The organism is Pseudomonas sp. GW821-FHT09D08 (genome assembly GCF_059416305.1).
The window spans coordinates 324,100-350,350 of record NZ_JBWKOX010000005.1; the positions used below are offsets into that span (position 1 = coordinate 324,100).

Annotated in this window: 19 protein-coding genes; 10 read left to right on the forward strand and 9 right to left on the reverse strand. The window is 62.8% G+C overall.

Translation table 11 applies throughout. From position 1 onward, the window contains the following. Positions 1 to 82 precede the first annotated feature (82 nt). Positions 83 to 718 (forward strand): LexA family protein, encoded by a 636-nt coding sequence (locus tag AC07OP_RS12935; RefSeq protein WP_115488507.1) that lies wholly within the window; start codon positions 83 to 85, stop codon positions 716 to 718. Here AC07OP_RS12935 and AC07OP_RS12940 read toward each other — a convergent pair. The 4 genes from AC07OP_RS12940 to AC07OP_RS12955 all read right to left on the reverse strand — a co-directional run bounded on the left by AC07OP_RS12940 (position 715) and on the right by AC07OP_RS12955 (position 6,359). Further along, positions 715 to 2,640, reverse strand: a complete 1,926-nt coding sequence (locus tag AC07OP_RS12940) for an acetyl/propionyl/methylcrotonyl-CoA carboxylase subunit alpha (protein WP_495101712.1) — start codon at positions 2,638 to 2,640, stop codon at positions 715 to 717. The genes AC07OP_RS12935 and AC07OP_RS12940 overlap by 4 nt on opposite strands. Continuing rightward, complete coding sequence (locus AC07OP_RS12945; RefSeq protein WP_253491157.1) at positions 2,637 to 3,443, reverse strand: gamma-carboxygeranoyl-CoA hydratase; 807 nt, start codon at positions 3,441 to 3,443, stop codon at positions 2,637 to 2,639. Before AC07OP_RS12945 ends, AC07OP_RS12940 begins: the two co-directional genes overlap by 4 nt. A 133-nt stretch (positions 3,444 to 3,576) precedes the next feature. Then, positions 3,577 to 5,184 carry a carboxyl transferase domain-containing protein gene (locus AC07OP_RS12950; RefSeq protein WP_495101711.1) on the reverse strand — a complete coding sequence of 536 codons (1,608 nt, stop codon included), beginning with the start codon at positions 5,182 to 5,184 and terminating at the stop codon, positions 3,577 to 3,579. Between the two features lie 11 nt (positions 5,185 to 5,195). Beyond that, positions 5,196 to 6,359 (reverse strand): isovaleryl-CoA dehydrogenase, encoded by a 1,164-nt coding sequence (locus AC07OP_RS12955; RefSeq protein ID WP_495101710.1) that lies wholly within the window; start codon positions 6,357 to 6,359, stop codon positions 5,196 to 5,198. A 151-nt stretch (positions 6,360 to 6,510) separates the two neighbouring features. Between AC07OP_RS12955 and AC07OP_RS12960 the strand changes: the two genes are divergently transcribed. Next, positions 6,511 to 8,148, forward strand: a complete 1,638-nt coding sequence (locus tag AC07OP_RS12960) for an AMP-binding protein (protein WP_495101709.1) — start codon at positions 6,511 to 6,513, stop codon at positions 8,146 to 8,148. Between the two features lie 542 nt (positions 8,149 to 8,690). On the opposite strand, the gene AC07OP_RS12965 is transcribed toward AC07OP_RS12960, so the two are convergent. The 3 genes from AC07OP_RS12965 to AC07OP_RS12975 form a co-directional block, all read right to left on the reverse strand. Next, on the reverse strand, positions 8,691 to 9,590 hold the full coding sequence (locus tag AC07OP_RS12965; RefSeq protein ID WP_115488501.1) for a hydroxymethylglutaryl-CoA lyase: 900 nt from the start codon (positions 9,588 to 9,590) through the stop codon (positions 8,691 to 8,693). A gap of 16 nt (positions 9,591 to 9,606) precedes the next feature. Next, positions 9,607 to 9,999 (reverse strand): MerR family transcriptional regulator, encoded by a 393-nt coding sequence (locus tag AC07OP_RS12970; RefSeq protein ID WP_027606274.1) that lies wholly within the window; start codon positions 9,997 to 9,999, stop codon positions 9,607 to 9,609. 114 nt (positions 10,000 to 10,113) lie between these two features. Continuing rightward, positions 10,114 to 11,049 carry a LysR family transcriptional regulator gene (locus AC07OP_RS12975; protein ID WP_027606275.1) on the reverse strand — a complete coding sequence of 312 codons (936 nt, stop codon included), beginning with the start codon at positions 11,047 to 11,049 and terminating at the stop codon, positions 10,114 to 10,116. A 151-nt stretch (positions 11,050 to 11,200) separates the two neighbouring features. Here AC07OP_RS12975 and AC07OP_RS12980 point away from each other — a divergent pair, with 151 nt between their 5' ends. Continuing rightward, a complete protein-coding gene (locus tag AC07OP_RS12980; RefSeq protein WP_027606276.1) occupies positions 11,201 to 12,430 on the forward strand; it encodes an acyl-CoA dehydrogenase in 1,230 nt (409 codons plus the stop codon). A gap of 120 nt (positions 12,431 to 12,550) precedes the next feature. Here the strand turns inward: AC07OP_RS12980 and AC07OP_RS12985 are convergent, their stop codons facing one another. Together AC07OP_RS12985 and xthA are read right to left on the reverse strand one after the other, a co-directional pair. Further along, complete coding sequence (locus AC07OP_RS12985) at positions 12,551 to 13,885, reverse strand: substrate-binding domain-containing protein (protein WP_495101708.1); 1,335 nt, start codon at positions 13,883 to 13,885, stop codon at positions 12,551 to 12,553. A 149-nt stretch (positions 13,886 to 14,034) separates the two neighbouring features. Continuing rightward, positions 14,035 to 14,847, reverse strand: coding sequence for an exodeoxyribonuclease III (gene xthA, locus AC07OP_RS12990; RefSeq protein WP_027606278.1), 813 nt, complete (start codon positions 14,845 to 14,847; stop codon positions 14,035 to 14,037). A gap of 168 nt (positions 14,848 to 15,015) precedes the next feature. Between xthA and AC07OP_RS12995 the strand changes: the two genes are divergently transcribed. From AC07OP_RS12995 to AC07OP_RS13025, 7 genes are all read left to right on the forward strand, one after another. Continuing rightward, positions 15,016 to 15,660 carry a GNAT family N-acetyltransferase gene (locus AC07OP_RS12995; protein ID WP_495101707.1) on the forward strand — a complete coding sequence of 215 codons (645 nt, stop codon included), beginning with the start codon at positions 15,016 to 15,018 and terminating at the stop codon, positions 15,658 to 15,660. A 64-nt stretch (positions 15,661 to 15,724) separates the two neighbouring features. Further along, positions 15,725 to 17,452 (forward strand): autotransporter assembly complex protein TamA, encoded by a 1,728-nt coding sequence (locus AC07OP_RS13000; RefSeq protein ID WP_495101706.1) that lies wholly within the window; start codon positions 15,725 to 15,727, stop codon positions 17,450 to 17,452. Beyond that, a complete protein-coding gene (locus AC07OP_RS13005; RefSeq protein ID WP_495101705.1) occupies positions 17,452 to 21,123 on the forward strand; it encodes a translocation/assembly module TamB domain-containing protein in 3,672 nt (1,223 codons plus the stop codon). Before AC07OP_RS13000 ends, AC07OP_RS13005 begins: the two co-directional genes overlap by 1 nt. 334 nt (positions 21,124 to 21,457) lie before the next feature. Beyond that, entirely contained in the window at positions 21,458 to 21,931 is a 474-nt protein-coding gene (locus AC07OP_RS13010; RefSeq protein ID WP_065940109.1) for a MarR family winged helix-turn-helix transcriptional regulator, read from the forward strand. Continuing rightward, complete coding sequence (locus tag AC07OP_RS13015) at positions 21,928 to 23,379, forward strand: efflux transporter outer membrane subunit (protein WP_027606283.1); 1,452 nt, start codon at positions 21,928 to 21,930, stop codon at positions 23,377 to 23,379. The genes AC07OP_RS13010 and AC07OP_RS13015 overlap by 4 nt, the downstream gene beginning before the upstream one ends. Before the next feature lie 15 nt (positions 23,380 to 23,394). Then, positions 23,395 to 24,594, forward strand: coding sequence for an HlyD family secretion protein (locus AC07OP_RS13020; protein ID WP_065927031.1), 1,200 nt, complete (start codon positions 23,395 to 23,397; stop codon positions 24,592 to 24,594). Continuing rightward, positions 24,594 to 26,123 (forward strand): DHA2 family efflux MFS transporter permease subunit, encoded by a 1,530-nt coding sequence (locus AC07OP_RS13025; protein ID WP_092357648.1) that lies wholly within the window; start codon positions 24,594 to 24,596, stop codon positions 26,121 to 26,123. The genes AC07OP_RS13020 and AC07OP_RS13025 overlap by 1 nt, the downstream gene beginning before the upstream one ends. Positions 26,124 to 26,251 lie beyond the last annotated feature (128 nt).

The following is a 26,251-nucleotide window of genomic DNA, read 5'->3' on the forward strand; positions in this document are numbered from 1 at the left end:
TACGTATCGTATTTATGTCGTTTTATGGATTACTACAAACTGTTTATTGCCCTGGAAACTGGCTGACGTATTGTCGGCGGCCATGGATAAATGGATAGCGTTGGTCAAGGCCAACATGAAAGACCGCAAGGTCACCCAGGGTGAGTTGGCTGAACGCTTGGGCATGTCCCAGGGGGGCGTTGGCCACTGGCTCAACAAGCGCCGCGTGCCGAGCCTGGCGGATATGAACCGGGTGCTGGCAGAGTTGGGGCTGGGCGACCTGGAAGTAGTGCAGGAGCTGCGTGAGAAGGCCGACGAGGTCGTAGACCCGGCAAGACAGTACACGGCGTATTTTCGCTACCCGGTCAGCGAGTGGAAAGGCTTGGGCGAAACGCGCGAAGAGCGCCCGGCCTATGGTACCGCGCGCTTCGAACCGACGGATTACCACGCCCGGGGCGACGCCTACTGGCTGCCGGTGACGAGCGACGCCATGACCGCGCTCAGCGGCCCGAGCATCGCAGCGGGGATGATGATCCTGGTAGATCCGGCCATCGCCGCCGAACCGGGCAAACTGGTAGTCGCCCAACGGGCCGGCAGTACCCAGGCGACCTTCCGGCAGTTGCTGGAAGAGAGCGGCCAGCTCTACCTGGTGCCGCTCAACCCCACCTACCCGAAACTGCTGTTCACCGTTGATTGCCGCATCCTCGGCGTCGTCGTGCAGGCCACGGTGAAGTTCTAGTCCGCCGTTTCGAGCTCCACCAACGCGCACCCTTCGGCAACCATTTCGCCCTCCTGGCAGAACAGCGCCTTGACTACCCCGGCCTGGGGCGCGCGGATGCTGTGCTCCATCTTCATCGCTTCGAGCACCACCAACTGGGTGCCGGCCTCGACCGTTTGGCCGACGTCCACCAGTACCCGCACGATGCTGCCGTTCATTGGTGCCGTGAGGCCGCCCTGGTGCGACTGGTTGGCCTCGACAGCGGCAATCGGATCGAACAGGCTCACGCCCTGCATCTCGCCGTCCCAACGCAGGAAAACCGTGTGCTCGTTGCGCACCGCCAGATGTGAACGACGGACGCCCTGGTGTTCGATCACTAACTGTTCGCCCTGCAATGTCGCGGCGCCGGCGGCCAGTGTCACCAGGCGGTCCTGGCCATTGCAGCTCAAGTGCAGCGAGACCTCGGCGGGCAATCCTGCACGGAATCCACCGGTGTCCGCCCATGGCCCGTCACCTGGGGGCAAGCTCTGCATGAAGGCAGAACCCGCAGCTTGCCAGAACGCATCGCTCAACGTCCCGGCCACCGGCAGAAGTTCGTCCTGGTAGCGCGGAATAAATCCGGTATCCAGCTCAGCTGCCGCAAATGCCGGATGACCAATAATGCGCCGCAGGAAGCCCAGATTGGTCTTCAACCCACCCACGGCAAACTCATCGAGCATGCTCAGCAAGCGCAGGCGTGCCTGTTCACGGTCTTCACCCCAGGCAATCAGCTTGCCGAGCATCGGGTCATAGAACGGCGACACGTCGTCTCCTTGCTCGACACCACTGTCCACGCGACGCCCCGGGCCCGGCGCGGACTCGCGATACAGCGCCAGGTGCCCGGTGGCGGGCAGGAAGTCGTTGGCCGGGTCTTCGGCGTACAAACGCACTTCAATCGCATGGCCGATCAGTGGCACCTGCTCCTGGGTGATCGGCAGCGCCTCGCCCTGGGCGACGCGAATCTGCCAGGCCACCAGGTCCAGGCCGGTAATCGCTTCGGTGACCGGGTGTTCCACCTGCAGCCGGGTGTTCATCTCCATGAAGAAAAACTCGCCGCGCGCATCCAGCAAGAACTCCACCGTGCCCGCACCGACATAACCGATGGCCTGGGCCGCACGCACCGCCGCTTCGCCCATGGCCTTGCGCTGTGCAACGCTCAGCCCTGGTGCCGGGGCTTCCTCGACGACCTTTTGGTGTCGACGCTGGATCGAGCAATCCCGCTCATTGAGGTACAGGCAATGCCCGTGCTGATCGGCAAATACCTGGATCTCTACGTGGCGTGGCTTGAGCAGGTATTTCTCCACCAGCATCTGCCCATTGCCGAAGGACGACAGCGCCTCACGTTGGGCCGAGGCCAGGGCGTCGGCGAGTTGGCTGACATCCTCCACCACCTTCATGCCCTTGCCGCCGCCCCCGGCCGTGGCCTTGAGCAACACCGGATAGCCAATGCGCTCACAGGCGTCGCGGAAGGTTTCCAGGTCCTGTTCCGTACCGTGATACCCCGGCACCAGGGGCACGCCGGCGGTTTCCATCAGGGCCTTGGCGGCGGACTTACTGCCCATGGCGTCGATGGCCGAGGCGGGCGGCCCGAGGAAGATCAGGCCCGCTGCCTCGATCGCACGGGCAAACCCGGCGTTTTCCGACAGGAAGCCGTAGCCTGGGTGAATGGCCTGGGCACCGCTGGCCTGGGCGGCGGCGATCAATTTGTCGATTTGCAGGTAGCTCTCGGTGGCTTTGCTGCCCCCCAGGTCGACGCGAATATCCGCCTCGCGGCTGTGTCGCGCATCACGGTCGACGGCGCTGTGCACCGCCACGGTGGTCAGGCCCATGGCCTTGGCGGTGCGCATCACCCGGCAGGCAATCTCGCCGCGGTTGGCCACCAGTACGGTGGTGAGCGTGCTCATGAACGCGGCTCCTGGGGTTGCCAGCTGGGTGGGCGTTTTTGCAGGAACGCGCGCAAGCCCTCCTGGCCTTCGGCGCTGACACGGATGCGCGCGATGGCATTTTCGCAATAGCGGCGCAGGGCAGGGGTGAGCGCGCCGTTACCGACTTCGCGCAGCAGGTCCTTGCTGGCGCGCATCGCCGCCGGGCTGTTTTGCAGCAGGTTAGTGACCCACTGTTCCACCTGTTGGTCCAGTTCGCCAATCGGGTAGCTTTCCGCCAGCAGGCCGATTTCCCGGGCACGCTGGCCGCCAAACCGCTCGGCGGTCAGGGCGTAGCGCCGCGCCGCCCGCTCGCCGATGGCCTGCACCACGAACGGGCTGATCACGGCCGGGGCCAGGCCGATGCGCACTTCCGACAGGCAGAACTGCGCGTCATCGGCGCCGATGGCCATGTCGCAGCAACTGATCAGGCCCAGCGCGCCACCGTAGGCCGCGCCTTGCACCACTGCCAGGGTGGGGATTTTCAGCTTGGCCAGGTTGTACATCAGCTCCGCCAGTTCGCGGGCGTCGTCCAGGTTGGTGTGGTAATCCAGCTCGGCCGACTGCTGCATCCAGGCCAGGTCGGCACCGGCGCTGAAGTGCCTGCCACGCCCCCGCAGGACCAGGAAACGCAGGGACGCATCACCTTGCACATGGTCGAGGGCGATGATCAGTTCGCGGATCATCTCGGCGTTGAACGCGTTGTTCTTGGCTTCTCGGCTGAGCCACAGCGTGGCAAAGCCACGGCTGTCGGTGATCAGTTCGAGGGTATTGAAATCGCTCATGCAAGGAGCTCCATGATGATGAGAGGTCTCCTGTAGGAGCGAGCTTGCTCGCGAAAAACGTCCAGGCAACGCGTTCATCCAGAATGCTCGCGTTATCGTTAACGACCTTCGCGAGCAAGCTCGCTCCTACAGGTTACATGCGGAACACGCCGAAGCGGCTCGGCTCGATGGGGGCATTCAGCGCGGCGGACAAGGCCAGGGCCAGCACATCGCGGGTCTGCATCGGGTCGATGACGCCGTCGTCCCACAGGCGTGCGCTGGAGTAATAAGGGTGACCCTGGGTTTCGTACTGGTCGAGGATCGGCTGCTTGATCGCCGCTTCCTCTTCAACGCTGAAGCCGACGCCTGCCCGTTCAGCCTGTTCACGCTTGACCTGCACCAGCACGCCTGCGGCCTGTTCGGCGCCCATCACACCAATCCGCGCGTTGGGCCACATCCACAAAAAACGTGGGTCATAGGCGCGGCCGCACATGCCGTAGTTGCCGGCGCCGAAGCTGCCGCCGATGATCACCGTGAATTTCGGCACCTTGGCGCACGCCACAGCAGTCACCAGCTTGGCGCCGTGCTTGGCGATGCCACCGGCTTCGTATTTCTGGCCGACCATAAAGCCGGTGATGTTCTGCAGGAACAGCAGCGGAATCCCCCGTTGGCAGGCCAGCTCGATAAAGTGCGCGCCTTTTTGCGCGGCCTCGGCGAACAGAATCCCGTTGTTCGCCAGGATCGCGATCGGGTAGCCGTGCACATGCGCGAAGCCGCACACCAGGGTGGTGCCGAACAGCGCCTTGAACTCATCGAACACCGAGCCATCCACCAGCCGTGCGATCACTTCGCGCACATCGAACGGCTGCTTGGCATCGGCCGGGATCACGCCGTAGAGCTCTTCGCTGCTGTACAACGGCGCCACGGGCGCGCGTTGCAGCAATTGGCCTTGCTTGCGCCAATTGAGGTTGGCCACGCTGCGGCGGGCCAGGGCCAGGGCGTGTTCATCACTGTCGGCATAGTGGTCGGCCACGCCGGATATCCTGCAGTGCACGTCGGCACCGCCGAGGTCTTCGGCGCTCACCACTTCACCGGTAGCCGCCTTTACCAACGGCGGGCCGGCCAGGAAGATGGTGGCTTGGTTGCGCACCATGATCGCTTCGTCGGCCATGGCCGGCACGTAGGCGCCACCGGCGGTGCACGAGCCCATCACCACGGCGATCTGCGGGATGCCCTGGGCACTCATGTTGGCCTGGTTGAAGAAGATCCGCCCGAAGTGTTCGCGGTCGGGAAATACTTCATCCTGGCGCGGCAGGTTGGCGCCGCCGGAATCCACCAGGTAGATGCACGGCAGGCGGTTCTGTTCGGCGATGGTCTGGGCGCGCAGGTGTTTTTTCACCGTGAGTGGGTAGTAGGAGCCGCCTTTGACCGTGGCGTCGTTGGCGACGATCATGCATTCGACGCCTTCCACGCGGCCGATCCCGGCGATCACCCCGGCGGCCGGTACGTCTTCGCCGTACACCTGATGGGCGGCCAGTTGGCTGAGTTCGAGGAACGGCGAGCCCGGGTCCAGCAGGCGATTGATGCGCTCGCGCGGCAGCAGTTTGCCGCGTGAGGTGTGGCGCTCCTGGGCCTTGGCGCCGCCGCCTTGCTGCACGTGGGCGAGCAGAGTGTGCAGGGCGTCGACCTGTTGGCGCATCGCCGCGCTGTTGCTGGCGAACTCCGCCGAGCGTGGGTTGAGCTGGGTGTGCAAGGTGGCCATGGGACGCTCCTTCAGCGGGTTTCGTTGAAGAGTTCGCGACCGATCAGCATCCGCCGAATCTCACTGGTGCCGGCGCCGATTTCATACAGCTTGGCGTCCCGCAGCAGGCGCCCGGCGGGGAATTCATTGATGTAGCCATTGCCGCCGAGGATCTGGATCGCGTCGAGGGCCATTTGCGTGGCGCGTTCGGCGCTGTACAGGATCACCCCGGCCGCATCCTTGCGCGTGGTTTCGCCGCGCTCGCAGGCCTGGGCCACCGCGTAGAGGTAGGCGCGGCTGGCGTTGAGCTGGGTGTACATGTCGGCGACCTTGCCCTGGATCAGCTGGAACTCGCCGATGCTTTGACCGAACTGCTTGCGATCGTGGATGTACGGCACGATCAGGTCCATGCACGCCTGCATGATCCCGGTGGGGCCGCCGGACAACACCACACGCTCGTAATCGAGGCCGCTCATCAGCACTTTCACGCCGCCGTTGAGCACGCCGAGGATGTTTTCTTCCGGCACTTCGACGTCATCGAAAAACAGCTCGCAGGTGTTGGAGCCACGCATGCCGAGCTTGTCGAACTTGTTGCTGCGGCTGAAGCCTTTCCAGTCGCGCTCGACGATAAACGCGGTGATGCCGTGGGGGCCCTTTTCCAGGTCGGTCTTGGCGTAGATCACATAGGTGCTGGCGTCGGGGCCGTTGGTGATCCAGGTCTTGCTGCCGTTGAGCACATAGTGGTCGCCGTGTTTGTCGGCGCGCAGTTTCATCGAGACCACGTCGGAACCGGCGTTGGGTTCGCTCATGGCCAGGGCGCCGACGTGCTCGCCGCTGATCAGTTTGGGCAGGTACTTGAGTTTCTGATCGTGAGTACCGTTGCGGTTGATCTGGTTCACACACAGGTTGGAGTGGGCGCCGTAGGACAACGCCACCGAGGCCGAGCCACGGCTGATTTCTTCCATGCTCACCACGTGGGCCAGGTAGCCCAGGCCGGCGCCGCCGTATTCTTCCGGTACGGTGACGCCCAGCAGGCCCATGTCCCCGAACTTACGCCACAGGTCGGCGGGGAACAGGTTGTCGATGTCGATCTGTGCCGCACGGGGTGCGATTTCCTTGGCCACGAAGGACTGCACCTGGTCGCGCAGCATGTCGATGGTTTCACCGAGGGCGAAGTTCAGGGACGGGTAACTCATGGACAGGCACCTTAATGTAAGCGTTGTTGTTGTGTGGAGGGCGCGTCAGGGAAAGGGCGCTCACCTTTACGTTAACGTAAGCTTGCGTTACGGCGCTGTCAATCGTAGTTTACGTTTACGTCAACCTACAAAAAAGACAACAGGGGTCGTTATGGATCAACCGCATCCGAGCTACAGCCGTGGCTCCCAGGACAAGAGCCTGCTGGCCATGACCATTGGCCAGGCCTTCGATCACACCGTGGCGCAATACCCCGATGGCGAAGCCCTTGTGGTGCGCCATCAGCAGCGTCGCTACACCTGGCGGCAACTGGCCGAGACCGTCGAGGTGCACGCTCGCGCGTTCCTGGCCTTGGGTATGCAGACCGGCGACCGCCTGGGTATCTGGGCGCCCAATTGCGCCGAGTGGTGCATCAGCCAGATCGCCAGCGCCAAGATTGGCGTGATCCTGGTCAATATCAACCCGGCGTATCGCAGCAGTGAACTGGACTACGTGCTCAAGCAGTCCGGCTGCGAGTGGCTGGTGTGCGCCGGCGCGTTCAAGACCTCCGACTACCACGCGATGTTGCAGGCATTGCAGCCTGAGCTGCGCGGCATGATCAGCCTCGACCCCAGCCCGCCCCCGGGCTTCCTGCCCTGGTCGGAACTGGCGGCCCTCGGTGCGGGCCTGCCGCCCGAGCAGTTGCACAGCCGCCAGGCCAGCCTGCACTTCGATCAAGCCGTCAATATCCAGTACACCTCCGGCACCACCGGTTTCCCCAAGGGCGCCACCCTCAGTCATCACAACATCCTCAACAACGGCTATATGGTCGGCGAAAGCCTGGGCCTCACCGCGCAGGACCGCCTGGTGATCCCGGTGCCGCTGTACCACTGCTTCGGCATGGTGATGGGCAACCTGGGCTGCATCACCCATGGCACCACCATGATCTACCCGAATGACGGCTTCGATCCGCTGCTGACCCTCACCGCCGTCGCCGAAGAACGTGCCACCGGGCTGTACGGCGTGCCCACCATGTTTATTGCCCTGCTCGATCACCCGCGCCGGGGCGAGTTCGAGCTGTCCACCCTGCGCACCGGCATCATGGCCGGCGCCACGTGCCCCATTGAGGTGATGCGCCGGGTCATCGGCGAATTGCACATGGGCGAGGTGCAGATTGCCTACGGCATGACCGAGACCAGCCCCGTGTCCCTGCAAACCGGTGCGGATGATGACCTGGAGCGCCGCGTGACCACCGTCGGCCGCACCCAGCCGCAACTGGAAAGCAAGATCATCGATGAAACCGGTAACACGCTGCCCCGTGGCCAGGTCGGCGAACTCTGCACCCGTGGCTACAGCGTGATGCTCGGCTACTGGAACAACCCCGACGGCACCCGCGAGGCCATCGACGCTGCGGGCTGGATGCACACCGGCGACCTGGCCACCATGGATGCCCACGGCTATGTGTGCATCGCCGGGCGCAACAAGGACATGATCATTCGCGGTGGCGAAAACGTGTACCCGCGCGAGGTGGAAGAGTTTTTCTTCACCCACCCGGCGGTGGCCGATGTGCAGGTCATCGGCATTCCGGACGAGCGCTACGGCGAGGAGATCGTGGCCTGGGTCAAGTTGCATCCCGGTCATGTGGCCAGCGAACTGGAACTGCAGGCCTGGTGCAAGGGCCGCATCGCGCACTTCAAGACGCCCCGGTACTTCAAGTTCGTGGAGGAGTTTCCAATGACGGTGACGGGCAAGATCCAGAAATTCCGCATGCGCGAGATCTCGATCGAAGAGCTGGGGGCAGGGCAGGGTTAAAGGCCAGAAAGCACAAAGGGGACCCGAAGGTCCCCTTTAATTTGTCGTTGCGTGCTCTTTTTTTATTATTGAGGGGCGGTCTATTGTTGTTTTTGGCAACCGTTACCCTTTACCGCTGTTTTTGGCGACCCCCATCCGGGGTCAAGAGCAAACGTATTTTTTTGAGCGCTGACCTGCTTCTTCGTTAACGATCCAACCAGTGGGTAGCTACCTGAGGTAGTTTTATTTTTCTCTAACCGGTTGCGGGTTTCGGCATGCCGTACCCTGCGAAGCACATCTTCTCCAAAAAAATCTGTTAGCTGCGTCTCTGCCGTGTTGTTTTTGTTATGTCAGAGTCGTTTCGTCTTATTTTTATTAGGTTTGGCGCTTTTTATTCTTGTTATGCCATAGAGATAGCAGAAGGCGTGCCAACTTTTTAAATCCCTTTAAAATCAATAAGTTAATTTTTCTGTAGGTCTTGACCTACAGAAAATACGACAAAATATGTTCCCGTGTTACTCGATGTGTAGCCGTGCGGTAACACATTGTCACGGCTACGCTACTCAACCGGCTGTCCGTGCCTTGGCTACGCGCGAGCCCGTGGGGCGGCCGAGGACATGGCTGATGTGCAGGCCCGCGCGAATCAATGCGTCCAGGTCGATGCCGGTGTCGATCCCGAGGCCATTGAGCAGGTACAGCACATCTTCGGTGGCGACGTTACCGCTGGCGCCCTTGGCATAGGGGCAGCCGCCGAGGCCTGCAATAGAGCTGTCGAATACCGTGATGCCTTCCAGCAGGCCGGCATAGATATTGGCGATGGCCTGGCCATAGGTGTCATGGAAGTGGCCCGCCAGTTTGTCCCGTGGCACCTGCGCGCCGACCACCTCGAACAGCCGCCGCGTGGTGCCCGCCGTGCCGGTGCCGATGGTGTCGCCCAAGGAGACCTCGTAGCAGCCCATGGCATACAGCTCCCGCGCGACCGCCGCCACCTGTTCCGGCGCAATCTCACCTTCGTAAGGGCAACCCAGCACACAGGACACATAGCCGCGCACGCTGATGCCGTGCTGCCTCGCCGCCGCCATGATCGGCGCAAAACGCTCCAGGCTTTCGCTGATGGAACAGTTGATATTGCGCTGGGAAAACGCCTCGGAGGCTGCGGCAAACACCGCCACCTCCTTCACGCCCGCCGCCAGCGCGTCCTCGAAACCGCGCAGGTTTGGCGCCAGTGCGCCGTAGGTCACGCCGGGCTTGCGCTGGATCTGCGCGAACACGTCGGCGGAACCGGCCATTTGCGGCACCCACTTGGGCGAGACAAAACTGCCGACTTCGATATAGCTCAGGCCCGCCGCGCTGAGGGCATCCACCAATTGGACCTTCTCGGCCACGCTGATGGGCTGGGCTTCGTTCTGCAAACCGTCGCGCGGGCCGACTTCCACCAGGCGCACATGGGAGGGGAGGGACATGGCAGCTACCTTCTGATCAATGGCCAACCTGGCCCATGGTTTGCGCCAGGGCCTGGGTGCAACGCTCTTCGGCGGTGTCCAGTTCCAGCTTCATTTGTTCGATATCCAGCAGTTGCTGTTCCAACTGCTCACGGCGCTCGGCGATCTTGGCCAGCATGCTGTTGAGTTGGATCTGGTTGCCGCCGGTGGGGTCGTAGAGTTCGATCAGCTCACGGCACTCGGCCAGGGAAAAACCGATGCGCTTGCCCCGCAGGATCAGCTTGAGGCTGACCTTGTCCCGCGCCGAATAAATGCGCTCCTGGCCCCGGCGTTCCGGGGCCAGCAGGCCTTGTTCCTCATAGAAACGAATGGCGCGGGTGGTGATGTCGAGCTCACGGGCGAGGTCGGAGATGCTGTAGGTCGTGCTCATGGGGGCGCTCAAGAAGGTCTTGGCGCTAAGCTAATGGCAGGTTGACGTAAACGTCAAGGGGCGCTGCGCAGCCCATCGGGGCAAGCCCCCTGCCACAGGGGGCGCTCTTCAGCCTCAGGCCTGTTGCTTATCCAGCTTCTTCTCATGGGCGGTGACTTGCTGGCACAACTCGATCATCTGCTCGCGCATCCAGCGGTTGGCCGGGTCCTGGTCGGTGCTTTCGTGCCAGTACAGGTGGGTTTCCACCGGTGGCACGTCATTGACCGGCAGGTTGAACCAATGCAGTTCATGGCGGCGGGCGAAACGTTCGGGCACGGTCATGACCATGTCGGTCTGCTGCAACACTTGCGAGGCCATCAGGTAATGCTGGGAGCGCAGGGCGATCTTGCGCTGGATGCCCATCTTGCCCAGGGCCAGGTCGACATGGCCCAAGCCGTTGCGGCGGCTGGAGATATGGATATGGGTCAGTGACAGATAGTCATCCAGGGTGAACTTGTCCTTGCCCGCCATGGGATGGCCCTTGCGCATGGCGCACACGTAGCGGTCTTCCATCAGCTTGACGTGGCGCACCTGCGGGTCGGTGTTGAGCGGCGCATCCACGGCAAAATCCAGGCGCCCGGCCGCCAGTTCCTTGGTGGTCTCGCGGCGTTTGGACAGGAAACTCTCGATCACCACGGTGGGCGCCAGGCGGCGCAGGCGTTGGAACAGCAGCGGCAGAATCACCGCTTCGGTGAGGTCGGTCATGCTGATGCGGTAGGTCTTGGCCGCCTGCTGCGGGTTGAAGATGCGGCTTTCCTGCACCGACACCCGCAGCAACGACAGCGCATTGCGCACCGGGCCGATGATGTTCTGCGCCATCGGCGTAGGCACCATGCCTTGGGCGGTGCGCACGAACAGCGGGTCGTTGAACGTCTCGCGCAGGCGCGCCAGGGCGTTGGACACCGCCGGCTGGGTGATGCCGACAATCTGCCCGGCGCGGGTCAGGTTGGCTTCGGTGTAGATCGCGTCGAAGACGATAAAGAGGTTGAGGTCGACCTTGCTCAGATTCATTTCGTTGCGCTCTTATTGTTAGTTGGCCATACGTCGATCATATATCGGTGATGAATGTTAATACACGCCGAGAATAGGCTAGGTAAATTATCAACGCTGTTCTAGCATCGATTGCATGACCTAAACAACCTCTCAAAGAAGGGAGCTGCTCATGGATTTCGCCTATTCGCCCAAGGTTCAGGAACTGCGTGAACGCGTCACCGCGTTCATGGACGCTTACGTTTACCCGGCCGAGCCGGTGTTCGAACGCCAGGTCAGCGAAGGCGACCGCTGGCAGCCCACCGCCATCATGGAAGAGCTGAAGGCCCGGGCGAAAGCCGAAGGCCTGTGGAACCTGTTCCTGCCCGAGTCCGAACTGGGCGCCGGCCTGACCAACCTTGAATACGCCCCCCTGGCCGAGATCATGGGCCGCTCGCTGCTGGGTCCGGAACCGTTCAACTGCTCCGCCCCCGACACCGGCAACATGGAAGTGCTGGTGCGCTACGCCAACGAAGAGCAGAAACAACGCTGGCTCGAACCGCTGCTGCGCGGCGAGATCCGTTCGGCCTTCGCCATGACCGAGCCCGATGTCGCCTCTTCGGACGCCACCAACATGGCCGCCCGTGCCGAGCGCCAGGGCGACGAGTGGGTGATCAACGGCAAGAAGTGGTGGACCTCCGGCGCCTGCGACCCGCGCTGCAAGATCCTGATCTTCATGGGCCTGAGCAACCCGGATGCACCGCGCCACCAGCAGCACTCGATGATCCTGGTGCCGGTGGATGCCCCCGGGGTAAAAATCGTACGCCCGCTGCCGGTGTTCGGCTACGACGACGCGCCCCACGGCCACGCCGAAGTGCTATTCGACAATGTCCGCGTGCCGTACGAAAACGTACTGCTGGGTGAAGGCCGAGGCTTCGAGATTGCCCAAGGCCGCCTCGGCCCGGGCCGTATCCACCACTGCATGCGCTCCATCGGCATGGCCGAGCGCGCGCTGGAACTGATGTGCAAACGCTCCGTCAGCCGCACCGCGTTCGGCAAGCCTTTGGCACGCCTGGGCGGCAATATCGACAAGATCGCCGACTCACGGATGGAAATCGACATGGCGCGCCTGCTGACCTTGAAAGCGGCGTACATGATGGACACCGTGGGCAATAAAGTGGCGAAAAGTGAAATCGCCCAGATCAAGGTGGTGGCGCCGAACGTGGCGTTGAAGGTGATCGACCGTGCGATCCAGATCCACGGCGGCGCCGGCGTCTCCAACGACTTCCCGCTGGCCTACATGTACGCCATGCAACGCACCCTGCGCCTGGCCGACGGCCCGGACGAAGTGCACCGCGCGGCCATCGGCAAGTTCGAGATCGGCAAGTATGTGCCTAAAGAGTTGATGCGCGGCGGGCAGTAACACCGCGTCGCCTGCATCGGGGGCAAGCCCCCTCCCACACTTTGAATGTATTCCCAAATCAAAATGTGGGAGGGGGCTTGCCCCCGATGAGGCCATTCCGAACACCGCAAGGCTAAGGCCTCAGTACACCCACACCTCCACCCGCCGATTCTTGATCCGCCCCTCATCCGCCGTATTCGCCGCCACCGGCATCTGTGCGCCAAACCCACGAATATCGCGCAATACCACGCCGTTCTTGACCAACTCCCGGCGCACCGCCATCGCCCGCAGTTTGGACAGTAGCGCGGCCCGTTGCGGGTCATTCTTGGCATCGCCGAATCCCACCAGCGTTACCTGCTTGTCGAGTTGGTTGTGGCGCTTTATATAGGCCACGACGCGCTGCACGTCCTGGCGCGCCTTGTTGTCCAGGCTGGCGCTGCCTTCCTCGAAGCGAAAATTCACGCTCAAACGCTGGGCGTCGCGGGCAATCGCCTGGTAGTCGTCGGGCATCGAAGGGCGCGGCTCCACCGTCATCGCCTGCACCTGCTGCGCAATAAACCCATTGGCCGCCACAATCGCCTGGCCTTTGCTGCTCTGGGCAAAATCCACCAGCGCCTTGGCCCACGGGTTGCTGGAGGAGGGCGGCAGGTAGAAGAACAGCCGGCGTGACAGCGGGTAATCCTCGGTGGCAATCAGGCTGTTCAACGGCAGCATCGGTTGCGAGTCGCCATCGACAATCGCCACCTCCTTGGCCTGGCGCACGTAAGGCAAGCCGATAAAACCGATGCCCTGGGGATCCCGGCTCACCGCATCGGACAACGCTTCGCTGGACTCGAAGCGCTTGGCGCCAGCGGCCAGGGGCTTGCCGCGCAGGCGCAGCACCAGGTCCTTGAAGGTGTCATAGGTGCCGGATTGATCATCCCGCGCATAAAGGTGAATGGCGCCGCCGATACCGCCCAATGCTTCCCAGGTGTTGATTTCGCCGTTGAAAATCTGCGCCAGTTGCTCGGTGTTCAACGTATTCAACGGGTTGCGCGGGTTGAGGATAATGGCCAGGCCGTCGATGGCGATCACCTGTTCGGCCTCGGGGCTTTTCAGGTCGCCGAGCGGTTCGAGGTCCACCAGTTCACTGTCTTTTATCGGCCGGGACGAGGCGGCCAGGTCGGCGCTGGCGTTTTTCAGCGCGGCAAACCCCGTGCTGGAACCATGGGCCGCCACCTCGACGGTCACCGTCCTGCCCTGGCGCGTCTTGCCGATCACGCGCTGTTCATTGGCGCCCTCGGCCGGTTCGCTGTGCACCGCCTGCAGGCCCTGATGCTCCATCAACCCCTTGACCAGCGCGGGCCCCAGCGCCGCGCCAATGGTGTTGGAACCCTGGATGCGCAAAGCCGGGCCTTGGTCGGGAACGGGGAGGGGGGCAGCCACGACGCAGAGGGACAACGCGCTACACAACAGGAACAGAACGCGCAGCATCATGCCGGCACCTTCTCAAGCCAAAGGGAGTGCGGCGAGATTAAGTCACTTGGATTTCAATAATGTGACTGACAGTCAGCTTATCTGTTACTGATACACCGCGATCGGGGGCAAGCCCCCTCCCACATTTGGCCCGAGTACAGTCAGCGTGATCAGCTCAGTTCAAGCCAGATCGGCGCATGGTCAGACGGTTTCTCCAAGCCCCGCAGGTCGTAATCCACCCCGGCATCCTTGACTCGTGGCAACAAGCCATTGGAGGCCATGATCACGTCAATGCGCAGCCCACGCTTGGGCTCATCCTCGAACCCACGGCTGCGGTAGTCGAACCAGCTGAAACGGTCGGCCACCTCGGGGTTGAGGTGGCGGAAACTGTCCACCAGGCCCCAGTTCTTCAGGCGTGCCATCCACTCGCGCTCTTCGGGCAGGAAGCTGCACTTGCCGGTTTTCAGCCAGCGCTTGGCGTTGTCGGCGCCGATGCCGATGTCGCAGTCCTCCGGGGAAATGTTCACATCGCCCATCACCACGAGGGCCTGGTCGTTGCTGAACTGGCTTTCCAGCAGGTGCTGCAAATCTGCGTAGAAGCGCTGCTTGGCGGGGAACTTGGTCGGATGGTCGCGGCTTTCACCTTGTGGGAAATAGCCGTTCATGATGGTCACCGGCTGGCCGTTTTCATCGGCGAATGTGCCCCAGATAAAGCGGCGCTGGGCGTCTTCTTCATCGCTGGCAAAGCCCTTGTGCACGCTCAAGGCTTCTTTTCGCGAGAGCAGTGCCACGCCGTAGTGGCCTTTTTGCCCGTGGTAGTACACGTGATAGCCCAGGGCCTGCACTTCGGCCAGGGGGAACTGGTCGTCGTGGACCTTGGTTTCCTGCAGGCCGATCACGTCGGGTTGGTGTTTTTCAATCAGTGCCGCCAGCTGATGAGGGCGGGCGCGCAGCCCGTTGATATTGAAGGAGACGATTTTCATGGTCGGCGGTCCAGTCTGGCAAAAGGGCGATGCTAGCGGACAAGTCGGACGGGGGCCAGCGTGGCGGTAGGACAGATGCACTGCTAATGTCTGGGAACGACTGGTGCTGCGTAGGTTCGTACCCATAAGAACGCCATCTATTGAGTGGCGCCCAGGGAGATTGACTGTATGACTGACACTGCCATTGGCGAAGTTCGCCTGCTCAACAGCGGCTACTCCCGCGAAGCACGCTCGCTGCTGTACCAGGCCTATCGGCATGAGCCGACGTTTTCCTACATCTTCGAGGCGGAACGCGCAGGCTATGAACAACGGGTGCGTGCCACCGTGCGCGAACTGGTCAAGCAGCATTTCTTCCAGAAACTTCCCGCCATCGGCCTGTTCGTCAACGACCGCCTGATCGGTATCGCGCTGATCGCGCCACCGCAGCGGCGCCTGGGGATTACCGAAAGCTGGGCCTGGCAATTGCGCATGTGGCTGAGCACCGGCGTGCGCGGCACCCGGCGCTACCTGGACTACCACTATGCGGTGATGGCCTGCCTGCCCAACGAGTCGGTGCATGTGTTGCCGCTGCTGGGCATTCATCCGCAATTCCAGGGCAAGCACTACGGTGAACAGCTGCTGGAGGCGGTACATAATTGGTGCGCTGAAGACCCGCACTCGTCCGGTGTGGTGTTGGACACGGGGAATTCGCGCTATCTGGAGTTCTACAAACGCCAGGGCTATGAGGAGATCGGCGAAGTGGCGGTAGGACCGATTCTGGAGCACGTATTTTTCCACCCCAATCCGCAGGTGTTACATGCTGCAACGGCTTAGCGCAGAATTTTTCAGAATCCTCTGAGTTCTAAGTTTCTCCCCAGCTCGTGTAGCATCCGCGCCTATGAAGTTTCCAGGAAGATTTACCAGCGGCTTGGTTCTGCTGTTCACAAGCTGCGGCGCATTCGCGCAAAGCGAATTGGACGTGCGGATCAAGCCAAAAAACGACGCGTTGAAAGCCAACATCGAAGGCTATATCGGCGGGGTGGGCGAGCGTGACGAAGACGCCTTGCTGCGGTTCAGCCGTGGGGCCGAAGAGCAGGCGCGCAAAGCCGCCCAGGCTTTAGGTTTCTATCAGCCCCGGATCGAAAGTGATGTGAAGGGCGGTAAGAACCCGCGCCTGATCCTCACCATCGACCCCGGCGAACCGGTGCATCTGCGCAACGTGACCATTCGGGTCGACGGCCCGGCCGCGGACCTCAAGGCCTTTCGCGTGCCCGCCAGCGACGACCTCAAATCCGGCGCCGTGCTCAACCACGGCCACTACGAAGACGCCAAGCGTCTGATCCAGAACCAGGCCTCGCGCTACGGCTTTTTCAGCGGGCGCTTCACTCACCAGAAACTCTCGGTAGACCCCCAGGCCGGTGTCGCCGATATCGAACTCATCTATGACAGCGGCCCGCGCTACACCTTGGGTGAGGTCAGCTTTGCCGGCGATACGCCGTTTGACGAAGAGCTGCTGCAACGCATGGTGCCGTTTAAAAGTGGCGCCCCCTACGATTCCGAACTGATCGCCGAACTCAACCAGAACCTGCAAGCCAGCGGCTTTTTCGAAGGCGTGCGCGTCGACGCCGCACCCGCGGCTTCGGCCAACGAGGTGATCCCGGTGGCCGTCAACCTGGAGACCCGCAAGCCACGCACCATGGGCCTGGGCCTGGGTTTCTCCACCGACGTCGGCCCGCGCGGCAAGGCCAACTGGACGCGCCACTGGGTCAATCCCCAGGGCCACAGCTATGGCTGGGAGGCTGAACTGTCGGCGCCTCGGCAGAACGTCGGGTTGTGGTACGACATCCCGCTGGACCCGCCGCTCACCGACAAACTGCGTTTCGCCGGCGGTTACCAGAATGAAGAAATCGCCAACACCGACACCTTGAGTAAATTGCTCACCCTCGGGCCCGAATGGCACAGCAAGTTGCCCAGTGGCTGGACCCGGGTGATCTCGCTCAAATACCAGCGCGAAGAATATCGCCTGGGCAATGACTCGGGCCTCAGTAACCTGGTGATGCCGGGTGTGAGTTATTCCTACCTGCGCAGTGATAACCGCATCGACCCCCACAACGGCTACCGCCTGCAATTCGACAGCAAGGTGGCCAAGGAAGGGTTGGGCTCCGACACCAACCTGTTATACGGCACGGCCATGGTCAAGGGCCTGACCACCCTGTGGGACAACCACCGCTTCCTGGCGCGTGCGCAGGTCGGCGGCAGTGCCACTAATGGCTACAAGTCGGTGCCGCCGTCGTTGCGTTTCTTCGCCGGTGGCGACCAGAGCGTGCGCGGCTACGAGTACCAGACCCTGTCGCCGGAGAATGACCGGGGCGACCGTATCGGCGGCCGCTACATGGTGGCCCTGAGTGCCGAGTATCAATATTCCATCGCCGAAAAATGGCGGATTGCGACCTTTATCGACCAGGGCAACTCGTTCAACTCCCTGGAGTTGCCCAGCTTGAAGACCGGTGTGGGTGTCGGCATCCGCTGGGTCTCGCCGGTCGGCCCGATCCGCCTGGACCTGGCCCATGCCCTGGAAGACCCGGGCGGCGTTCGATTGCACTTTTCCATGGGGCCTGAGCTGTGATGCGTGGTGTGAAAATAGCGGGGCTGGCCGTGCTGGCCATCCTTGCCGTGTTGTTGCTGGCCCTGTGGGCGGTCCTCGGCACCCAGGCGGGCAGTCGCTGGGCGCTGGGGCGTGTACCGGGTTTGAGCGTAGAGAATTTCCACGGCCGTCTGGGCGGCCAGTGGCGCGCCGATCATCTGCTGTGGGCGCAGGACGGCAGTCGCGTCGAACTCGATGCGCCGACGTTTGACTGGTCGCCGGCGTGCCTGTTGCGCATGACCCTGTGCATCAATCGCCTGGATGTGGAGCAAGTCCGCCTGGACGTTGCGCCGAGCACCGAAGAAAGCAGCGAGCCGATTCAATTGCCCGACCTGAAGCTGCCCGTTTCCATTCAGTTGGGCGACGTTCGTGTCGGCAGCCTGCTGCTTAACGGCAGCGAACAACTCAAGGGCCTGCAACTGGCCGCGCACTGGACCGCCGCCGGCATGCAGATTGACGCGGTGCACCTGCAACGGGACGGCCTGGTGCTGGACCTGAACGGCCTGTTGCAACCCAGCGGCGACTGGCCGCTGACCGGCAGCGGCAACCTGAGCCTGCCCTACGCCCCCGGCGGCGCGCCGTGGACGGTGGCGCTCAAGGTCGAGGGCGACCTGCTCAAGACCCTCAGGCTCGACGCCGACAGCAGCGGCTACCTGCCGGCCAAACTCAAGGGCGAGCTGCAACCCCTGGTGGACAACCTCCCGGCCCAGTTGCACCTCACTGGCGATGGCTTCAAACCCAGCGCCGATCTGCCCGACACCCTGCAACTCAATCAACTGGACCTCACCGCCAAGGGCGACCTGGGCAGCGGCTACCAACTGCTGGGCAAGGCTGTGCTGCCGGCGGAAAAAGGCCCGGTGGACCTGCTGCTGCAAGGCAAGGTCGACGCCAAGGGCGCGCAGATCGCCGGCCTGGACCTGAATGCCGGCGACAAACAAAGCCTCAAGCTCACGGCGCAGTTGGACTGGCAACAAGGCTTCAGCGCCGAGGCCAAGATCGACTGGCTGGACTTTCCCTGGCATCGCCTCTACCCGCTGATCGACGAGCCACAGGTGGTGTTGCGCACCTTCAACGGTGAGGTTTCCTACAAAGACGGCAACTACCTCGGCAACCTCAAGGCCGACCTGGACGGCCCGGCGGGCAAATTCAATCTGGTCACGCCGTTCAGTGGCGACCTCACGCAAATCTTCCTGCCGGAGCTGAAACTGACCGCCGGCCAAGGCAAGGCCGAAGGGCATTTGAACCTGCAATTTGCCGATGGGATTGCCTGGGACACCGCGTTGGACCTGTCGGCGCTGAACCCGGCGTACTGGGTGGCGGAATTGCCGGGCACGCTGGCTGGCCCCTTGCGCAGCCAAGGTGAATTCAAAAACGAACAGCTCAAGCTCAATGCCGACCTCGACCTCAAGGGCCGCCTGCGTGGGCAAACCGCCGTGCTGGCGGCCAAGGCCGAGGGCGCGGGCGAGCAATGGACCCTGGCCAATCTGGATGTCCGCCTGGGCGACAACCGCATCAACGGCAGCGGCAGCCTGCAGCAACGCCTGGCCGGGCAGATCGATATCAAGCTGGCGCGCCTGGCCCAGCTGTGGCCGCAATTGCGTGGGCAGGTCAATGGCCGACTCGACGTGGCCGGCAGTCTCAAGGCGCCCCAAGGCCAACTCGACCTCAAGGGCCAGCAACTGGCGTTCGCCGATAATCGCCTGCAAAGCCTGAGCGTGGGCGCGACCCTGGACAGTGCCCAGCGCGCGAAAATCGACCTCAAGGGCAGCGGCATTCAAAGCGGTGACACCCAGGTGGGCACGCTCACCGCCAGTGCCCAGGGCGATATCACGAACCAGAAGGTCCAACTCGACCTGGCCGGCCCCTTGGTCAAGCTGGCTCTGGCCTTGGACGGCAGCCTCGACAAAGGCAACTGGCGCGGTCGCCTGGCCAGTGGCGATGTGCAGGCGGGTGGCCAGGACTGGAAGCTGCAGGCGCCGGCAAAAATCGAGCGCATGGCCGACGGCAAGCTGACTTTTGCGGCCCACTGCTGGGTCTCCGGTGCGGCCAGCCTGTGCGGTGAAGACCAGCGCCTGATGCCCGAACCCAAATTGCGCTACCACCTCAAGCAATTCCCCATCGACAGCCTGGCGGCGTTTCTGCCCAAGGACTTCGCCTGGCAGGGCAAGCTCAACGCCGACGTCCAACTGGACCTTCCCGACAGCGGCCCCAAAGGCGTGGTCGCGGTGGATGCCAGCGGCGGTACCCTGCGGGTCAAGGACAAGGACCAGTGGCTGGATTTCCCCTACGACACCCTCAAGCTGGAAACCACCCTCAACCCCAAGCGCATCGACACCCAGCTGAACTTCCGAGGCGGCAAGCTCGGCGAGTTGCTGTTGCAGGCGCAGATCAACCCATTGCCGAAAAACAAGCCGATCAGCGGCAATTTCAGCCTGACCGGTCTGGATCTCGCCGTGGTGCGGCCGTTTGTGCCGATGGTCGAGAAACTCAGCGGCAAGCTCAACGGCAGCGGTCGGATCGCCGGTGGCCTGCTGGCGCCGCAGGTCAACGGCAACGTCAACCTGGTGGGCGGTGAAGTCTCCGGGCCGGAATTGCCCATCAGCCTTGAAGGCTTGAACGTGCAGGCGCTGATTGCCGGTGAAAGCGTGCAGTTGAACGGCGCATGGCGCAGTGGCAAGGCCGGGCAAGGCACTCTCAAGGGCCAGGTCGACTGGGGCCAGGCCCTGGTGGTGGACCTCAGCCTGCAAGGCTCGCAACTGCCGGTCACGGTGGAGCCCTATGCGGTGCTGGAAGTGGCCCCGGACCTGAAGATCAGCCTGAAGAACGACAAACTGGCGATTGCCGGGAAGGTGCGAATCCCCCGCGGCGACATCACCGTGCGCGAACTGCCGCCTTCGACGGTCAAGGTCTCGGATGACACCGTGATCGTCGGCAGCCAGACCGAAGAGGGCACGCCACCGATGGCTATTGCCATGGATATCGACGTGGCGGTGGGCGAAGACCAGCTCAACTTCTCGGGCTTCGGCCTCACCGCCAAGGTGCAGGGCCATGTGCACATCGGCGACAACATGGACACCCGTGGCGAGTTGTGGCTCAACGACGGCCGCTACCGTGCCTATGGCCAGCGCCTGGATGTGCGCCGCGCACGCCTGCTGTTCGCCGGGCCGCTCGACCAGCCATACCTGGATATCGAAGCGATCCGCAAGACCGACGATGTCGTCGCCGGTATCCGCCTCAGCGGCAGCGCCGAGCAGCCCACCACGCAGATCTTCTCGGAACCGGCCATGAGCCAGGAGCAGGCGCTGTCCTACCTGGTGCTGGGCCGTCCGCTGAGTTCTACCGGCGAAGACAACAACATGCTCGCCCAGGCCGCCCTCGGCCTTGGCCTGATGGGCAGCGCCGGGGTCACCTCGGATCTTGCCAACAAACTGGGGATTCGCGACTTCGACCTCGACACCCAGGGCAGCGGCAACAATACGGCCGTGGTGGCCAGCGGCAAGATCACCGAGAAACTCAGCCTGCGTTACGGGGTAGGGGTGTTCGAACCGGCCAGCACCATTGCCTTGCGCTACCTGCTGAGCAAGAAGGTGTACCTGGAAGTGGCGAGTGGCGTGGCCAGTTCCCTCGACATCTTCTACAAGCGCGATTTCTAAGCCCTGTTCGGTCAAAAAATGTGGAAGGGGACTTGCCCTAATGCCAGTCAGTTAAGCGTACATCGCCTCCTGTAGGAGCGAGCTTGCTCGCGAAAAACGTCAACGATAACGCGTGCTTCCTGAATGAACGCGGCGCCTGTGAGTTTTTCGCGAGCAAGCTCGCTCCTACAAGAAGCCTTAACTGACTGGCAAGCCTCCTCCCACATTGGTTTGCATTCCAGCCCGCCGGTCGTGAAATTAGCAAGCAAGCTAATTATTCCATTTGACTTTCGCTGCCTAGGCAGTAACATCTCGTCATACATTCACTGCCTAGGCAGTAATAAGGTGACTTCCGATGCCCCACTTCACCCCTGAAAACTTCCACAACTGCCACCTCGGGCTGTTGCTGGGCCGTGCGGCGCTCCTCAAGGACCGCATCATCGACACCCACATGGAACCCCACGGCATCACGGCCGCGCAGTTCAAGGTGCTGATCATCATGGCCCAGTTCGGCGTCGACACCCCGGCCGAGCTGTGCCGCAACCTGTCCCTGGACAGCGGTTCGATGACCCGCATGCTCGACCGCCTCGAGCAGAAAGGCCTGCTGGACCGCAAACGCTCCGAGCAGGACCGCCGCCAGGTCCAGTTGGTGCTGACTGCCGACGGCCAGCGCCTGGCAGACATGCTGCCGCACATAGGCGCCCAGGCGTTGAACCAGTTGGCGGGCGTGCTTGAACCCGGCGAGCTGGAAACCCTGGAACGGATCCTCAAGAAAATTCTGATAGCTGCCGGTGATCCCATCACCCTGCAGCGGGTAGGTAAAGCATGAACACACGTGCCCTATGCCTGGTGCTCGTGGCCATGAGCATGGCCGGTTGCGCCAACTACAGCGGCCTCGACACCCAGGGCCGGCGCCTCGACGCCAACACCTTGCAGACCGGTAAATCCCTGAGCGGGGTGACCCTGTCGAGTGCCGCCTGGCCCAGCGCCGACTGGTGGAAAAACCTCGGCGACCCGCAGCTCGACGGCCTGATCCAGGAAGCCCTGCAAAACAGCCCCGACATGCAAGTCGCCAGCGCCCGTGCCCATCAGGCCGAAGCCGCCGCCTATGCCGCGAATGCCGCACGCATGCCGACCCTGGATGCCAGCGCCGGCGTGAGCCGTTCACGCCTGGCCAAGGACCAGGACCCGCGCGGCGAGGGCGATGCCTACTCGACCGTGCGTAATATCGGCGCCAGCTTCAATTACAACTTCGACCTCTGGGGTGGCCAGCGCGCCGCCTGGGAAGCCGCGCTGGGCCAGGCCCGCGCCGCCGAAGTCGACCAGCAGGCCGCGCGCCTGACCCTCGCTGCCGATGTGGCCAAGGCCTACAGCGACCTGGGCCAGGCGCATATCGTGCGCGACCTGGCCGGCGATGACCTCAAGCGCACCCGGCAAATGCTCGACCTGAGCAAGCGCCGCCTGGCTGCGGGCATCGACAGCCAGTACCAGTACCAGCAGACCGAAAGCCTGGAAGCCAGCTCCCAGTCGCAATTGATCGATGCCGACAAGCAACTGCAGAGCGCCAAAATCGCACTCGCCGTATTGCTCGGCAAAGGCCCCGACCGAGGCGGCGAACTGGCTCGCCCGAATGTGCTCAAGCCCGCCGCTGTCGCCGTGCCTTCGGTGTTGCCCGCCGAGCTGCTGGGCCGCCGCCCGGACCTGATCGCCGCGCGCTGGCGAGTCGAGGCCGCGAGCAAGGACATCGCCGCCAGCAAGACGCGCTTCTACCCCAACCTCAACCTCAGCGCGAGCGCCGGGGCCGAGTCGTTGCTGGGGGATGCGATGTTCGGCTCGGCCAGCCGCTTCTTCAACATTGCGCCAACGATCTCGCTGCCGATCTTCGATGGCGGCCGCCTGCGCGCCGACCTCGATGCGCGCGATGCCGACTACGACCTGGCCGTGGCCCAGTACAACAAGACCCTGGTGCAGGCCTTGGGCGATATCGGCAACACCCTTTCGCAACTGCGCGAAACCGGTCGGCAGATCCAGGCCCAGCAACACGCCACGGACATTGCCCAGCAGTCCTACGACACCGTGGTCCAGCGCTACGGCTCAGGGGTCGGTAACTACCTGGACGTGCTCAGCATCGAGCAGCAATTGCTGCAGGCCCAGCGTCAGCTGGCGACCCTGAATGCCGGGCAAATCGATCTGTCGATTCAATTGATGCAGGCCCTGGGTGGCGGATACAGCGCCGACAACGTGGCGTCGACCACCCCAGCCACCCGCACGGAATAATTTGAGGTATTTGTCATGGCCACTGCCGAAAACACCAACGCTACAGAACAACCCAAAGACAACAACCCACGCAAACGCAAGGTCATGCTGATCGGCCTCGCGCTGATCGTCATCCTCGGCGTCGTGGGCGTATGGGGCTGGTATGAATTCTACGGGCGCTTCAACGAGAGCACCGATGACGCCTATGTGAACGGCAACGTGGTGGAAATCACCCCGCTGGTCACCGGCACCGTGGTCAGCATCGGCGCCGACGATGGCGACCTGGTCCACGAAGGCCAGGTGCTGATCAACTTCGACCCCAACGACGCCGCCGTCGGCCTGCAAAGTGCCCAGGCCAACCTGGCCCGCACCGTGCGCCAGGTGCGGGGCTTGTACAGCAACGTCGATGGCATGAAAGCCCAGGTCAACGCACAGAAAGCCGATGTGCAAACTGCCCAGGACAACTTCAACCGTCGCAAGACCCTGGCCCAGGGCGGCGCGATTTCCCAGGAAGAACTGTCCCACGCCCGTGACAGCCTGACGGCCGCGAAAAACGCGCTGACCAACCTTGAGCAGCAACTCAAGACCAGCAATGCGCTGGTGGATGACACCGTGATCTCGTCCCACCCGGACGTGCAGGCCGCCGCCGCGCAACTGCGCCAGGCCTACCTGGCCAATGCGCGCAGCACCTTGATCGCGCCGGTCACCGGCTACGTGGCCAAGCGCACCGTGCAACTGGGCCAGCGCGTGCAGCCGGGTACGGCGTTGATGGCGGTGATCCCGCTGAACCAGCTGTGGATCGACGCCAACTTCAAGGAAACCCAACTGCGCGACATGCGCATTGGCCAGCCGGTGGACATCGAGTCGGACATCTACGGCAGCGACGTGAAATTCAGCGGCACCGTGGATAGCCTTGGCGCCGGCACCGGCAGTGCGTTTGCCTTGCTGCCGGCGCAGAACGCCACCGGTAACTGGATCAAGATCGTGCAACGGGTGCCGGTACGCATCCACATCAATGCCGAGGAACTGGCCAAGCACCCGCTGCGGGTCGGCCTGAGCACCGTCGTCAATGTCGACCTGCATGACCAGAGCGGCCCGGTGCTGGCGCAACAGGCGCCGCAGAAGGCGACCTTCACCACCAACGTGTACGACCGCCAATTGGCCGAGGCTGACGCCATGATCACCGAGTTGATCCATGCCAACAGCATCGCCGCGCCCAAGGCTGTGCAACGCTGATGAGCAATAACGCCTCCTTCACGCCGCCCAGCCTGTTGATGGCCACCATTGGCCTGTCGCTGGCGACCTTTATGCAGGTGCTCGACACCACCATCGCCAACGTGGCCTTGCCGACCATTTCCGGCAACCTCGGCGTGAGTTCGGAGCAGGGCACCTGGGTGATCACCTCGTTTGCGGTGAGCAACGCCATCGCCTTGCCGCTGACCGGTTGGTTGAGCCGGCGGTTTGGCGAAGTGAAGCTGTTCCTGTGGGCGACCATGCTGTTTGTGCTGGCCTCGTTCCTCTGTGGTATTTCCACTTCGATGCCCGAGTTGATCGGCTTCCGGGTGCTGCAAGGCCTGGTGGCCGGGCCGTTGTACCCGATGACCCAGACCCTGCTGATCGCGGTCTACCCGCCGGCCAGGCGTGGCATGGCCCTGGCGTTGCTGGCGATGGTCACGGTAGTGGCGCCGATTGCAGGGCCGATCCTCGGTGGCTGGATCACTGACAGCTACAGCTGGCCGTGGATCTTCTTTATCAACGTCCCCATCGGCATCTTTGCGGTGATGGTGGTGCGTGCGCAATTGAAGAAGCGCCCGGTGACCACCAGCTACCAGCCGATGGATTATGTCGGGCTGTTGAGCCTGATCGTGGGCGTCGGCGCGCTGCAGATCATCCTCGACAAGGGCAACGACCTGGACTGGTTCGAATCCAACTTCATCATTGTGGGCGCGGCGATTTCGGTGATTGCCCTGGCGGTGTTCATCATCTGGGAAATGACCGACAAGCACCCGGTGGTCAACCTGCGGCTGTTTGCCTATCGAAACTTTCGCATCGGCACGATTGTGTTGATCCTGGGGTACGCGGGCTTCTTCGGCATCAACCTGATCCTGCCGCAATGGCTGCAAACCCAGATGGGCTACACCGCCACCTGGGCCGGCCTGGCGGTGGCGCCGATCGGCATCCTGCCGGTGCTGATGTCACCGTTCGTGGGCAAGTACGCGCACAAGTTCGACCTGCGCCTGCTGGCGGGCCTGGCGTTCCTGGCGATCGGCCTGAGCTGCTTTATGCGCGCGGGTTTCACCAATGAGGTGGACTTCACCCACATCGCCCTGGTGCAGTTGTTCATGGGCATCGGCGTGGCGCTGTTCTTCATGCCGACCTTGAGCATCCTGATGTCCGACCTGCCACCGCACCAGATCGCCGACGGCGCCGGTCTTGCGACCTTTCTGCGGACCCTGGGCGGCAGCTTTGCGGCCTCGCTGACCACCTGGATCTGGATCCGCCGGGCGGACCAGCACCATGCGTACATGAGCGAGAACATGACCACTTATGACTCGGCCACCCGCGACGCGCTGCAGGCGCTCGGTGGGGCAGGGCACAAGGCCTACGCGCAACTGGACCAGATCCTCACCAGCCAGGCGTACATGATGTCCACCGTGGATTACTTCACGTTGCTGGGGTGGATGTTCATGGGGTTGATGCTGCTGGTGTGGCTGGCGAAGCCGCCGTTTACCGCAAAAGCGGGGCCGGCTGCTTCGGGGCACTGATTGGCAAAGACTGAAATGCAATCAAGTGTGGGAGGGGGCTTGCCCTAATGCCGTTCAGTTAAGCGAAAGTGATTCACTGTAGGAGCGAGCTTGCTCGCGAAGAACTCAGGGCCACCGCGCTTATCGAG